Genomic DNA, 13,745 nt, shown 5'->3' with positions numbered 1-13,745 from the left:
ATAGTTAAAAAGAACTAACACTTCTCCCGTCGGTGTTTTCACCCGGCGTGCGGACGCCATGGATACGCGCCAATCGGAACGTGTCCAGTGGTCGTTTCTCCGCGAGCGAAAGTCATGAGGACAAATGGTTATTGAAGGACAACTTCAATGAGGGCATCGGCGATCCGGTCCGCGCTGCGAGCTGTGGTGCCGTTTCCGGTTTGGCAGACGGCGGGATTCGTCACGCGCATTCCGAGCTATTGGCGCGTTGATCGAAGCGAAGCGCTGAGAGTTCGCTACGGCGTACCCGGATTGCCGTTGTACGTCACGAAGGACATCCACGTTTTTGCGCCGGAAACGATCACGGCTTATCGCTGCTGGCAATATCATGGTGTAGAGATCAACGACTCTACCGACGAAGTCGCAGACTTCCTCGAACTCTCACGGGGGCGGCGCTCGCTTATCGATATTGGCGCACAGACCGGATTTATCTCGGCGCTGTTCGCACGCTCGACACCGGCCCCGTCTCACATCCTCTCCATCGAGCCAGACCCGCGCGTCTTTTCGATGCTTGAGCGCGCCGTCATTCTCAATAAGGCCGAAGACACCGAGTGGACCATCAAGGCGGCGGCGATCTCCGATCATTCCGGCGTTATGTCGATGCCATCATTCAATCGCGTTTACGAGAATGGCGATGATCGGGATCACGGCTCCTCGCCGAACTTCGACGTTCCAGTGATGACGTTGCGCGACGCGTTGGCCGAGCTGAATTGGACACCGGATCTCATGAAGATCGACGTCGAATCGTTCGAGCATGAGATATTGTGTTCATCGCTTGATTTGATCACGCGCATTCGGCCTGCACTTCAACTCGAAGTACATTGGCAGATGCTTGCCGCGCGCCATCGCAACGCGCGCGACTTTCTCGGACCGCTGGCCGATGCGGGGTATCGCGGTATCCGCCGATGCTACAGCGATATCGACAAGTGGATGCGTGCCGGAAAGTCCGAACCGGTTTCGCGTTTGGCGCTTCAGTCCGCTTGAAAACCAAACGCCCAGTGGTCTTGATTGCCCTCTCGTCATTAGCGGCAGAGGGAACGCCGAGAATGGCGCTTGTGCTATGTCGCGAATGGCTGGCGCAAGGTGTGAAGCCAATCGTTGTCATTCTTCACGCGCAGCCTGCGGACCTCGCGCCCGAATTTGACGCTCTCGGTATCGAGCGCATTATGCTCGACATCGCAAAAGCAGGGTGGTCTAGATACGCGCTGCTGGTATTCAGACTCTTTCAGCTTTCGCGGCGGTTTCGTGCCGACGCGTTTTTGTCCATGCCGCTCGGTTGGCACGCGTTTATGGCCATTGGCGCGCGTCTTGGAGGCGTTGGTCGTGTCGTCGCGCACGTCGGAAATTATCCGAACACCGCGTCGGGTCGAGGCTTCGCGAAGTTTCGCATGCTGGTTCAACTCGGTCGGCCGTTCACAAATCGGCTTATCTGCTGCAGCCGCTACGTTCAGCAGGGCGCGATCGAACACTTTGGCCTCTCCGCGCGGGAGACGGCGGTTATTTATAACGGCGTCTCTCGAAATGATTTCGCGCTGCCCAACGCCGCGATGTCGGTATATTCCGCAAGACCATGGGTCTTGGGCATGATCGCGCGACTGGAAAAACATAAAGACCATGTCACGCTTATTGGTGCCGCCAGGATTTTGCGTAACCGCGGGAAAAATTTCGTCGTCAAAATCGTTGGCGACGGAAGCCAGCGCCAGGCACTCCAAAACCTGATCGAGTCATCAGGACTATCCGACACCGTGATACTGATCGGCATGCGTCACGACATTCCAGAAATCCTCTCTGGACTCGATCTGTTCATTTTCTCGACAACACCCGACGAAGGGCTTGGCATCGCTTTGGTCGAAGCAATGCTTGCGGGCATACCCGTTGTCGCAAGTGATGTTGGCGCTTGCCGTGAAGTTCTCAATGGCGGCCGTCACGGCCTTCTTGTTGCTGCCGGCAATCCAGACGCGCTCGCAGACGGCATAGAAAATTGCCTTGCTGCGCCGCTCGCCGCGCAGGCGCGAGCCGTCCATGCACGACGTGACGCAATAGCTAAATTCTCCGCCCAGGCGATGGCACGCGCGTATGGCGAATTTCTTGGCATCCCAAGCCGGGACGAAACGCAAGCGAATGAAGCTTATCCTGCCGAGTTGCCCGCCTGATGCGTCGCCGCCGCCTTATGCATGTCGTCCGCGGATTTGGAACAGGCGGCACGGAAATGATGTGCCTGCGCCTGACGCGCCATTGGCAAAAGCGTTTTGATCAATGCGTCGTCTCCTGGTCGGGCGCTCCGAATACTCTCGAAGCGGAATTCCGCGGCATTGCAAACGTCACACTCGAAATGGCTCCCGCGGGTTTGGGCAATGTCGCGCGCGGGGCATGGTTGCATACCTTGATAAGGCGCGATGCGCCGGACGCACTCCTGATCCATATATTCGGACACCCCCATGTGATCGCTGCATTCGCGGCTCGCTCTGCCGGCGTTCGCGCCATTGCCGCGATGGCAGGAAATCCACCACCGCAGACGGTGGGTCAGCGTCGCCACTGGTCAGCAATTCTGGCCGCATCGCGGTTCCTTCGTTGTCCTGTTGTTTCCTGTTCCAAAGCCGTTGAGCGCGAGTTCAATAACCTTGGCGCCGGAATGCCCGTCGGATCGGCTCCAATTCCGAACGGTATAGACGACGATGCTATCGCTGCCGCGGTGGACACTGCGCGAAACGTCCGATCAAAGTCGCGGCCCGTCATCGGCATGGTTGCGCGACTTAACGAAATAAAGGATCACGCGACGCTTCTTCATGCATTTGCATACCTTAGAGGGAGGCACGTCGAAGCCGAGCTTCTACTCGTTGGTGACGGGCCCCTGCGAAGACAGCTGGAAGAGCAGGCCAAGCGTCTCGGGATATCGATGCAGACACGATTTGTCGGCGAGCGCGTCGACGTTTTGGATTTGCTCGGAGGGATTGACGTTTATGCCTTCAGCACGACACGCGCCGAGGGCTTCGGCATTGCGCTGATCGAGGCCATGGCAGCAGGAATTCCGATTGTCGCCACCGACGTCCCCGCGTGCCGGGAAGTCTTGGGAGGCGGTGCCGCGGGCCTTCTGGTTCCGCCCGGCAACGCAGCTGCGTTTGCGTATGCGCTATCTGAGCTCTTGCAGAACGATGCGCGCCGATGCCGGTTGGTTGAAGCGGCGCGGGATCGCGTCAAACGGGAATACAGTATCGACGTATGCGCTCGGCGTTGGGAGCAAGTGTTGTTTCCGGCCAGCGAGCCAGCCAACGCGATGGAGGTCCGATGCGCTTCTTGACCTGCGTCGGCGATGCGACGTCCATCGCCACCCATGGCGGCCTGCCTTATCATCTTTTGCACGCCGGTTTGCAGGCGGGATTTCTCGACGGCGGGTGGTTGCTGCAACCACAGAAACTGCGCGCGCGGCGTATTCTCTGGAATGCGGGTCGGTTGCTGACGTGCGGCGAGTATGGCGGCTACCAATATGCCAGCAGCTTTCTTCGCGCACTTATCCGCCAAGAGCCGCGAGCATCGTCGATACACGATGAAGTCATCAGTATCTTTCCGCTGCTGCCGCCCGATTGCCCTCGGCGCGCTGGCGTCTCATTCTATATCGACGCGACATTGCAGCAGAACTTCGAAGATTACGGCATCACCAGAAGCGTCGGACGCACGATGATCACCGAAGCCTTGGCACGCGAGCGCCAAGCATATCGCGATGCGACGCGGATTCTATGTCGATCCAGAGCAGCAGCAAGATCTGTAGTTGGTGCCTACGGCATCGAACCGAATAAGGTCCATGTCGTACCGGGCGGTGCAAACATCATCGGCGATCCTGGACCGTCGCGATATGGACCGGACAATCTGCCCCTCGCGCCAGTCCGCCTTGGCTTCGTTGGGAAGGACTGGCGGCGCAAAAATCTTCCGTTTGTTCTGAAGATCGCCGACGTGCTCAATGCTCGCGGGATCGCGGTTGAAGTGATTGCGGCGGGTTTCTCTGTCGAGCACGGACCGCGGCACCCGCTGCTAAGATCGATCGGATTCATCGACAAACGCCACGCGCTGAACGCATTCGTCGACCTTCTCCGGTCTTGTCATTTTACCTGCTTATTCTCGTTTGCCGAAGCGTTCGGGCTATCGAACCGGGAAAGCCTTCGGCTAGGAGTTCCAGTACTCGCAAGCAACGTTGGCGGCATACCTGACACCGTCCCGGCGGGTTGCGGACACCTCTTTTCGCCGGACGTCGATGCGGCCGACGTTGCTGATATCGTTGAGGGTTATGCGCGGGATGCTGGCCGCTACTGGCAGCTGCGCGATGCCGTCGGTCGTCGCGCTGGGGAATTCACCTGGGCAGCGACGGTTGAGAGAATGCAGCACATCTGGGCGGGCTCGACCGCTTACAGATTCCGCGATGAGGCAGTGATCAATGCTTGATCGGCCTGCTCTCCGCGTCGCCGTCCTGCAACCGGGCGCCCGCCTGCACTATGCCGTGCCGATGTTGCTGCAGCGTGCCGGGATGCTGCAACGGCTTTATACCGATTTCGCGAACATCGGCTCCGTTCGTCATATCGAAAGTCTTTGGCCAAGGTGTCTGCAACCCGCAGCGGTCCGCCGCTTGTTTGGTCGCAAATTGCCATCCGAAATTCCTCCATCGAAAGTGCGGCAGGTCCGATACGCGGTCATGCGCGAGCGTTTGATATCGTCGCAAAGCGCGCGAGAAAATACGTCATCGCGGGCGCTGATGAAGCGAGCGTTGGGCGAGCGTTTTGGCGGCGCCAACGCGATCTACACCGTCCTCGTCAACGAGGATCTCGATCTCTGCAGGACCGCGAAAGCGCAGGGTTGCCGCATTATCCACGAAGTCATGCTGACGCCCGATGTCGGGTTGCTGACTGAAAGCGAGTACCGCCGTCACGCGATTTGGCTACACGCTCCGAGCCTGCGGGAGATCGAGGCGGGACGCGAGTGTGACCGCCAAAAGTACGCGCTCGCCGATTTGATCCTCGTGCCTTCCGAATTCGTCCGCGAAAGCGTTCTCGGGCTTGGCGCCGATCCCGCGAAAGTGGCCCTCGTGCCTTACGGCATCGATCGGCGCTGGCTCGAGCGGCCGTCGCATCCAGTTCCAGGCCGCATCTTGTTTGTCGGCTCCGTCGGACTTCGTAAGGGCAGTCACTATCTCGCTGAAGCAGCAAGGCACCTCGCCGAGTGCAATGTCGAATGCGAGGTGCGGGTCGCTGGCCCCTTGGAAGTGGGAGTAGCGCAAAGTGCACTGTTCGCCGGCCCCAAATACCTCGGTCAAGTGCCTCGCATAGACATCCATCGCGAATATTCGCATGCGGACATCTTTGTTTTGCCGAGTCTCGCGGAAGGCATGGCGGTGGTAACGTTGGAGGCTATGGCCGTTGGGTTGCCAGTCATAACAACGCCGAACGCAGGCTCGTGTGTCCGCGACGGTATTGATGGCATCATCGTTCCAGCAGGCGACGTATCTGCTCTGGCGACCGCAATCGAGCGCCTCATATCTGACCGTGGCCTCCGCGAGACGATGTCGCAAAACGCCAAGGCGCGCGCTGCTCAATTCACCTGGGAGAAATACGAAGGCAGACTGATCGGCGCGCTCTCCAAATTGGGAGCGCCTATCACCGCGCCGGCATTCGGGCAGCTGTAGCGCGTGTTCTACGCGCTTATTGCCGGATTGGCGGTCTTTGGCACTTTCGCGATCGTGCGCGATTGGGCCCGATGGAGGGATGTCTTTCACCCCACGATATTTTGTGTTCCGCAGCTTCTCTTTCTTTACGTCGCTTATCCCATCCACGGCCTCGCGACCGACGAATATGAGTTCCTATCACGCGCCGGCTATTGGGATGAGCTAACGAAATTCCAGTTGATCGCCAACGTGATGAGCATGGCGGTGATCCTTGGAATATGGTGGGGCAGTCGGCACACACGCGTAGACTCAAGACCCATCGTCGAGCAGAACATCGCAGCGATTTTTGCGCTCGCCCTGCTGTTCGGCGTCGCAGGCTTGACGGCGTGGCTCATTGGTATTGCCAACGTCGGAGGCTTCATCGCCGCTTACGGACGAGCTTACGGCGGCGGTTGGGACGATAGCGGCTACGTTCGAGAAGCGTCGCAATTCGGCTTTGTCGCCGTGCCATTGCTCATTCTGTCGCGACGAAAGACAGGGATGCGATGGTATCACTGGCTGCTGGCACTCGCATTTCTACTGCCGCTGCTCGTGCAAGGCTTTCTCGGTGCGCGTCGCGGCCCGACGTTCTTAGCGATCACCTGCGTCGCGGCTAGCTATATCTTGACATTCCGGCCGCGCATTCCATTCGCGTTGGTCGTCTCGGGCGGCGGCGCGATTGGGACGTTGTTGCTCTGGCTCGTCGCAAACCGTAGTGCCATTTACCTCGGCTCTCAGAAAGAACTGCAAGGGTCCGTGTCGCGCATGCTCGAGAATTGGGGGGGCAACGAATATCTGTTTTCTTCCGCGATCGTTCGTTACGTGAACGAAACTGGAGAACCTTTTTACGGCCTGAGAATTCTCGCCCACATGCTCGGCCGTATCGTGCCGCTATCGATCTGGCCGACGAAGTACGCAGATGTCTGTGCCGCGTTTGGCCTCGACATCGATCTCACACAGGATGCTGGAATTCCCATAGACCGCATCGATGCGGTGACCGGATGGCAAGTGGCTGTCGGCGCGGCGCCTGGAATTGTTGGCGACCTCTGGATGGAATTCGGGATGTTTGCGCCGCTCATCGCATTCGCTCTCGGCGCATTCTACGGCCGATTCTGGCGCAGGAGCCGAAGCGATCCGAGGATACAGCCAGCCTATGCAATGCTCGCCGCGCTTTCGATTTACATCTTTACCCAGACGATTGAAGCATGGCTTTTTCGGGCGCTGCTGTTCGGAATTCCGGCGCTCATGTTTCTAACCGTCGTTGCAATCCGGCGATACCGCGCGCGTTCGAAGGCACAGCTGCAACCATGGCATCTTCATTCATTGTCTCCCGCACGCGCGATGCGGCCATGAGAATAGCTCTGCTTTTTCGCAGCTTCGGTCCATATCACCTTGCGCGGCTGCGTGCCGCGCGGGAACACCATGACATCCTCGCTTTGGAACATGCCGATCTCGATGTGGATTACGATTGGAACGTGCGCACGGAAAAGCGTAACGCCGGAATCGTCACACTGTCCTCCACCCACGGATGTAATAGAAGGCTCGCATCGGAGCTATCGAAATTCGCGCCCGACGCGATCGCAATCCCGGGCTATTCGGAGCCATTTGCGCTTTCAGCCATGCGGACCAGTCGCGCTCGCAAGGTGCCCATGATCCTGATGAGCGATACCCACGCCGGCACCGCGCGCGGCGACGTCGTTCGCAACTTCGCCAAGCAGCACTTGATTGCGCTTTTTCAATCCGCGCTGGTCGCCGGGTCGGTTCACGCGCGCTATCTGACAAGCCTTGGATTTGCGGAAAATAAAATCGCGCTTGGATACGATGTCGTCGATAACCACCATTTCGCACCAGCCGCGCCAGATTTGCAAAGCTCGAAAGCGCCTTCGCCTCACTTCCTTGCTTGCGCGCGGTTCATCGAAAAAAAGAACCTCGAATGTCTCGTTGTCGCGTTCGCACGCTATCGGCAGGAAACGCCGGATGGCGGCTGGGATCTTATCGTGGCAGGCGAAGGGCCGCTGCGCGCGAAGCTTGAAAGGCTGCGACAAGCGTCAGGCTATGCCACCAACATTCATTTCATTGGACACAAGACATACGCCGAACTGCCGTCGATTTATCGCTCGGCCGGTGTGTTCGTGCACCCGAGCTGGCGGGACGAATGGGGGCTTGTCGTCAACGAGGCGATGGCAGCCGGGCTCCCCGTGCTGGTCTCGAACGGCGCGGGCTGCAGCGCAGAGCTGGTCGAGAACGGCGTCAACGGATTTACGTTCGATCCCTATGACGCGGACGGCTTGGCGGCGCTGATGCGCAAGATCGTGACAGAGAGCGATCGTCTGGCCATGGGCCGGGCGAGCATCCGCACCATTGCCCATTGGGATGTCGGGCGCTTTGTATCCGGCCTCAGCGAAGCCGCGCGAATGGCGATGCAGACCCCGTGTCGGCGTTCTCTGGCCGGCAGCGTCTTTGCTGCGGCGATGTCACGTCGCGCTTGATGCCGGAACATTGATGAAAGTCACCCTCGTCACAGGCAGCCTATCGCGTTTTGGCGGCGGCGTCTCTGCGTCGGTTCAAGCGCTGTCGCGCAGTCTCATCGCGGCCAATGGAGACGTCAGCGTTCTCGGCCTGCGCGATAGCGGCTGGGCAACGGACGCATTGGAGTGGAGCGGCGTTCCAACCGCCTGCCTCGATATCATCGGCCCATCGTCAATTGGCTATTCTCCGCAATCATCTTCTCGTCTGCGAGACATGAATGCCGACGTCGTGCATTCGCACGGCCTATGGAAACATCCCTCGCGTGTCGTATTGCAATGGGCATTGGAAACGCGGCGGCCTTACGTCGTTTCTCCTCACGGTATGCTCGATGCATGGGCGCTGAATCGTTCCGCATGGAAGAAAAAGATCGCGGCGCGGCTTTACGAGAACGAGCATCTTCGTCGCGCAAGCTGCCTACATGCACTTTGCGACGCGGAGGCCGATGCGATACGGGATCTTGGTTTCGAAAATCCGATTTGCATCATCCCGAACGGCATCGCGATGCCGGGCATAGACGATAACCGCACCGCCCCTTGGGCGGACATCATTTCTCGGGACCAACGCGTGATGTTGTTCATCGGTCGCCTGCATCCCAAGAAAAATTTGCCTGCGCTCATTGGGGCATGGCCGTCATCGGCCGAGACGCCCGACTGGCACCTCGTGATTGCAGGCTGGGACCAGAGCGGCCACGAGGATGCTCTGCGCGCGCTCGTCACAAAACGAGATCTATATCGTCGCATTCATTTTCTCGGACCATTGTTCGGTCCGCAAAAAGACGCCGCTCTGCGCCGCGCTGACGCTATCGTGCTGCCGTCGCTTAGCGAAGGTTTGCCGATGGCGATCCTCGAAGCTTGGTCGTATGGCAAACCCGTTCTGCAAACGGCGGCCTGTAATCTGCAGGATGGCTTTCGACATAACGCAGCGATCCAGATTTCGCCGACCGTTCCACAGCTGGCGGAGGAGCTTCGCGCCGTCCTGCAGATGCCCGCGGCAACGCTGACAGAGATTGGACGCAACGGGCGCCAGCTCGCAGAACGGAATTTCACCTGGGCAAGCGTCGCGGGGCAAATGCTCGAAGTCTACGAATGGCTGCGCAACGGCGGCTGCCGCCCGGCCTGCGTTCGTTTCATTGGCGGGAGTGAAACACATGCGGCTTGATTTGTTCGACAATCGCGCGTTTTCCCGCGCAAAGCCTGCGTGGGTCGAAGCGGCCTGGCTTGTCGCGCAATGTCTTCTGGTTCGCTCGTCGATTCCCGGCTCTGCTCATCGTCGCATCGTGCTGCGCCTGTTCGGTGCTCGTATCGGCAAGGGCGTGACGATCAAGCCCGGCGTGCGCGTGAAATTTCCGTGGCGGCTGGCGGTCGGCGACCATTCCTGGCTCGGCGAGGATGCTTGGATCGATAACCTTGCGGACGTCACCATTGGCGCGCATTGCTGCATCTCGCAGGCGGCTTATCTCTGTACTGGCAATCACGACTGGACGGCGACGAGCTTCAATCTCCGCACAGCGCCGATCCGCATATGCGATGGCGCGTGGATCGCTGCGCGATCCGTCGTTGCGCCGGGCGTGACCGTCGGAGAGGGAAGCGTTCTCGCGATCGGCAGCGTGGCGACGCGAAATCTTCATGCCTGGAGCATCAATGCCGGTAATCCGGCGAAGCAGATCGGTCCCAGGATCAGACGGCCTGCCGAGATCTCGCTCGTCAAATCTTGACATCGCCATCAACGAACGAGGGAGAGCCTCTGTGCGACTGATCTTCGTCAATCGTTTTTTCCACCCCGATCACTCTGCAACCAGTCAGATGCTGTCGGATCTGGCTTTCGGGCTGACACAGCATGGGTATGACGTCAACGTCATAACGAGCAGACTTCGTTATGATGATGCCGGGGCGCAATTGGCTGCGACCGAGACGGTCGGTGGTGTGCGCGTCGTGCGTGTCTGGACATCGCGGCACGGCCGAGGCTCGGTCATTCTGCGTGCCGTCGACTATCTGACGTTCTACCTGTCTGCGGCCTGGACACTTCTAAAGACAGCACGTCGTGGCGATGTCCTGATCGCGATGACGGACCCGCCCGCCGTTTCGGTCGTCGCCGCGCTTGTCGCAAAAGTGCGTGGCGCCCGTCTCATCAATTGGCTGCAGGACATTTTTCCCGAGGTTGCCGAAGCGCTGACACCCGGGCGCGCCGCCGCTAAAACACTTTTCCTGCCGCTGCGCATTTTCCGAAATGCTTCGCTTCGGCACGCGGAGCGGAATGTCGCGATCGGTGCATTGATGGCTGAGCGCCTTCAAAACATCGGCGTCGATCGAGAGCGGATCGCGGTAATTCCGAACTGGTCCGACGTCGAAGCGATCCACCCCATCGCACAGTCGCAAAATGCGCTTCGTGCCGATTGGAATCTCGCGAACAAGTTCGTTGTCGGCTATTCCGGCAATCTCGGGCGCGCTCACGATATCGAAACATTGCTGAGCGCAATCGCGATTTCCGAGAGGCTGCCCGCTCGAACGCGTGCGATCCACTGGGTATTCATCGGCGGCGGTGCCGGATATGAGCGCTTGAAACGTGAAGCCGAGCTTGGAGAGTTCAAGAACGTCTCTTTCTACCCTTATCAGCCGCGCGGCGCACTCGCCGAAAGTCTGTCGGCAGCTGATGTCCATATCGTCTCGCTCAAGCCCGAGCTTGAGGGCCTCATCGTGCCGAGTAAATTCTACGGTATTGCAGCGGCGGGACGGCCCACGATCTTCATCGGCTGCTCGCGCGGAGAGGTAGCACGCGACATCGTCAGGCACGATTGTGGTGCAACTGTTGCCATCGGCGATGCACTGGCCTTGGTCGAAACGATCAATGCCATGGCCCAAGATCCTGCTCGCTGCGTGGGCATGGGCGAGCGCGCCCGCGCGATGTGCGAAGAAAAGTTCAGCCGAACGAGCGCGATCGCAATGTGGAGCAGGCTGCTTCTCAGCGTTGCCGAGGCGCCAGCCAACAACACAAACCGGACGTCGCACTTCGTTAAGCCACCGATAGCAAAGCGCCAGGAACCGTAACGCGGACGGGGCGGCTCAACATATCCATTAGCAGGACGATACGATCGTTTTCCGAAAGCGCGATGATTTTGCCGGCGAGACCGTCGAGAGCGCCGTAAGAGACGCGAACCGTATCGCCTACTTGCGGCGCTGTAGCTGAGCGAGAGATGACACCGTTCGTTTCTCGCGATTTCAGATCGTCGATAAAGGCACGAGAGACGACACTCGGCGCTTCTCCCATGCACACGACGGACCTGACGCCAACGGTCGACAGGATTGGTCGCCATCGCATGGTAGAATGCGTGAGGCGTGCAAAAAGATAGCCCGGAAAAAGCGGACGCAATACCTCGCGCACTTGTCGAGCATGCCGGATTTGTTTCCGCAGCACGGGGACGTAGACCTCGTACCCCTGATTGCGAAGATGCATTTCCGCGGTGTGCTCGCGATTGGGATGCACGTTGACCGCGATCCACGCGGCATCGTCAGCAGTCGAAGAATCCACGTATTACCCCTTGCAGTTCTAAAATGATCTAAAAGGATCATAGCAGATTTTCTGAAGGTCTAATACGAATCTCGCCCATCAGTTCAGTTTGCGCCCGGAAAAATCGTTGAAAAATGCAAATTTTGGGGTTTGATGGATTGTGGACGAACCTTAGTAAGGGGTGCAAATTATGATTATAAAGGACTAGGTATGGTGGGGTCGATTCGCCTGGGTGGTCGGAATGCATTGTTTTGTTTTGCTTGTCGTCGATCTCGTGCTCGTTTCGATGTCGACGCTTATTGCCGTCGTTGTCACGATGCCTGGGCCGGTCACGTCCGCAATAGCGGCGGCAAGCGCGTATGGGGCTTTCACGCTCTCGGCGGCCATTCCTGTGATGCTGATCTTCGGTCTCAACCGCACCGTTTGGCGTTTCACGTCGCTGGGTGACGGCGTGCGCGTGGCCGCTGCCGTAGTGTGGATAGTCGCGCTCACGACGGCGCTGGCGTTCGTTTTCGATCAGGCGGTGCTGATCACGCCCAATCTGCTGATCTTGCAGAGTCTGCTGATACTCTACGCGCTGATCGGAGTGCGCGTCGCAACGCGCATCCGCCACGATCGCCGGCGCCGCGCACGGGGCCCCCATGGAAGTATCGGTGGCTTTCGCAAAAACGTACTGATAGTGGGGCTCAGTCCGCAGACCGACATTTTTCTCTACGGCGACGCCAAGGACGCGGGAGAAAGAACGGAAATCGTCGGCATCCTGTCTCCCTCCCGTCGTCACCGCGGCCGACGGCTACGATCGCGAAAAATTCTCGGTACGCCGGATGCAGTTTGCGAGGTCCTGCACGACCTCGCCGTCCATGGCGTCTTCGTCGACCGTATCGTCGTGGCGTTGCCACCGGCCGCACTTTCGGAAAAAGCACAGGCCGCGCTGGTGCAGCTGCGGGATGGCGGCATGATCCGCGTCGACTGGCTGCCGCCGCGTTACGGTCTACGAGAGGGTGCCGACGCCGCTATCGAGGCGGCGGCCAACGGCCTGGAGCCTTCGTTCAACGCCTATCTGCCCTGGAAGCGCTTCATCGATGCCACCGCAGCGCTCGTCGGCATTGTGGTGTTTGCTCCGTTGATGCTCGTCGTCGCAATGGTGGTTCTTCTCGACGTTGGCGCCCCAGCGATATTTTGGCAGCAGCGCCCCGGTGCACGCGGCAATCCGATCAAGGTGCTGAAATTCCGCACCATGGGGCCGCCGCGGGATCGCGCAGGCCGTGCCCTGACAGATGCTGAACGCGTCTCTACGGTCGGTCGCCTGTTGCGACGGCTGCGTCTCGACGAGCTGCCCCAGATCTACAACGTGCTCGTCGGCGACATGTCGTTCGTCGGACCGCGGCCCCTGCTGCCGGTTGATCAGCCGTCCGCGCCTGCTGCCCGCTTGTGTCTCCGTCCCGGTCTGACGGGCTGGGCGCAGATCAAAGGAGGCCGTGACATTTCGAGTGAAGATAAAGCCGCTCTCGATCTTTGGTATATCAGGAATGCATCCTTCACACTCGACGTGAAAATACTCGCGCAGACCGCACGCATGGTTTTATTTGGCGAGAGGGTCGATCGGAACGCGATTCAGGAGGCTTGGCAGGCCATTCGTAACGATCAGCCGTCTATTCTGTCCGCCGATATTCCGGAACATAATCTCGTCTGAAATATCTCTTTTCATTCCGACGACATAGCTTCGACTGACCCGTTCTTTCGATGCCCGGAACCTAACGGCTTTCACCGCGTTAAGGGCCGTCGGAAAATGGAAATGAACGGCGGGCCAATATCGACGATTTGAACGGTCGTCTCTCGTCTCGGAAGCGTGAATGGCGCGCGTTCCTATTCGAAAGAATTAGACCTGGTTCAAAAAATGCGGCAAAATAAGTGCTGCACGTCTATTGCGTGTTGATCGCGATATCGGTATTGCCCTGCACGAACATTTCATTCTTTTCCGAAAGAT

12 protein-coding genes and 1 pseudogene are annotated in these 13,745 nt (G+C 58.9%); 12 read left to right on the top strand and 1 reads right to left on the bottom strand.

From position 1 onward, the window contains the following. Nucleotides 1-147 precede the first annotated feature (147 nt). The 11 genes and pseudogenes from HYPMC_RS14600 (at nt 148) to HYPMC_RS14555 (ending at nt 11,298) form a co-directional block, all read left to right on the top strand. Nucleotides 148-1,023 carry an FkbM family methyltransferase gene (locus HYPMC_RS14600; protein WP_013948753.1) on the top strand — a complete coding sequence of 292 codons (876 nt, stop codon included), beginning with the start codon at nt 148-150 and terminating at the stop codon, nt 1,021-1,023. After that, nucleotides 945-1,496, top strand: a pseudogene (locus HYPMC_RS24735) (hypothetical protein); the annotation flags it as partial. The gene HYPMC_RS14600 and the pseudogene HYPMC_RS24735, both read left to right, overlap by 79 nt. A 120-nt stretch (nt 1,497-1,616) precedes the next feature. Further along, nucleotides 1,617-2,192 (top strand): glycosyltransferase, encoded by a 576-nt coding sequence (locus HYPMC_RS24730; protein ID WP_256380131.1) that lies wholly within the window; start codon nt 1,617-1,619, stop codon nt 2,190-2,192. Continuing rightward, a complete protein-coding gene (locus tag HYPMC_RS14590; RefSeq protein WP_013948751.1) occupies nt 2,192-3,337 on the top strand; it encodes a glycosyltransferase in 1,146 nt (381 codons plus the stop codon). The genes HYPMC_RS24730 and HYPMC_RS14590 overlap by 1 nt, the downstream gene beginning before the upstream one ends. Further along, the gene (locus HYPMC_RS14585) at nt 3,325-4,473 is read left to right on the top strand and encodes a glycosyltransferase family 4 protein (RefSeq protein ID WP_013948750.1); all 1,149 of its coding nucleotides are present in this window, start codon (nt 3,325-3,327) and stop codon (nt 4,471-4,473) included. The genes HYPMC_RS14590 and HYPMC_RS14585 overlap by 13 nt, the downstream gene beginning before the upstream one ends. Continuing rightward, on the top strand, nt 4,466-5,707 hold the full coding sequence (locus tag HYPMC_RS14580) for a glycosyltransferase family 4 protein (RefSeq protein WP_013948749.1): 1,242 nt from the start codon (nt 4,466-4,468) through the stop codon (nt 5,705-5,707). Before HYPMC_RS14585 ends, HYPMC_RS14580 begins: the two co-directional genes overlap by 8 nt. Before the next feature lie 3 nt (nt 5,708-5,710). Next, nucleotides 5,711-7,078, top strand: a complete 1,368-nt coding sequence (locus tag HYPMC_RS14575) for an oligosaccharide repeat unit polymerase (protein ID WP_013948748.1) — start codon at nt 5,711-5,713, stop codon at nt 7,076-7,078. Next, nucleotides 7,075-8,214: a glycosyltransferase family 4 protein gene (locus HYPMC_RS14570; RefSeq protein WP_041300965.1), complete on the top strand. Its 1,140-nt coding sequence runs from the start codon at nt 7,075-7,077 to the stop codon at nt 8,212-8,214. The genes HYPMC_RS14575 and HYPMC_RS14570 overlap by 4 nt, the downstream gene beginning before the upstream one ends. Nucleotides 8,215-8,227: 13 nt before the next feature. Further along, entirely contained in the window at nt 8,228-9,412 is a 1,185-nt protein-coding gene (locus HYPMC_RS14565; protein ID WP_013948746.1) for a glycosyltransferase, read from the top strand. Beyond that, on the top strand, nt 9,402-9,968 hold the full coding sequence (locus tag HYPMC_RS14560; RefSeq protein ID WP_041300179.1) for a WcaF family extracellular polysaccharide biosynthesis acetyltransferase: 567 nt from the start codon (nt 9,402-9,404) through the stop codon (nt 9,966-9,968). The genes HYPMC_RS14565 and HYPMC_RS14560 overlap by 11 nt, the downstream gene beginning before the upstream one ends. 31 nt (nt 9,969-9,999) lie before the next feature. Then, entirely contained in the window at nt 10,000-11,298 is a 1,299-nt protein-coding gene (locus tag HYPMC_RS14555) for a glycosyltransferase family 4 protein (protein ID WP_013948744.1), read from the top strand. Here the strand turns inward: HYPMC_RS14555 and HYPMC_RS14550 are convergent. Beyond that, on the bottom strand, nt 11,264-11,779 hold the full coding sequence (locus tag HYPMC_RS14550; RefSeq protein ID WP_013948743.1) for a transcription termination/antitermination protein NusG: 516 nt from the start codon (nt 11,777-11,779) through the stop codon (nt 11,264-11,266). The two genes, HYPMC_RS14555 and HYPMC_RS14550, sit on opposite strands and share 35 nt — an antisense overlap. Before the next feature lie 220 nt (nt 11,780-11,999). Between HYPMC_RS14550 and HYPMC_RS23305 the strand changes: the two genes are divergently transcribed. Continuing rightward, the gene (locus HYPMC_RS23305) at nt 12,000-13,451 is read left to right on the top strand and encodes a sugar transferase (RefSeq protein ID WP_013948742.1); all 1,452 of its coding nucleotides are present in this window, start codon (nt 12,000-12,002) and stop codon (nt 13,449-13,451) included. The last annotated feature ends 294 nt before the right edge of the window (nt 13,452-13,745 follow it).

It is taken from the genome of Hyphomicrobium sp. MC1, from assembly GCF_000253295.1.
GTDB lineage: Bacteria > Pseudomonadota > Alphaproteobacteria > Rhizobiales > Hyphomicrobiaceae > Hyphomicrobium_B.
Note: the sequence above shows the minus strand (reverse complement) of the source record. Positions and strands in the feature narration are given on the sequence as shown.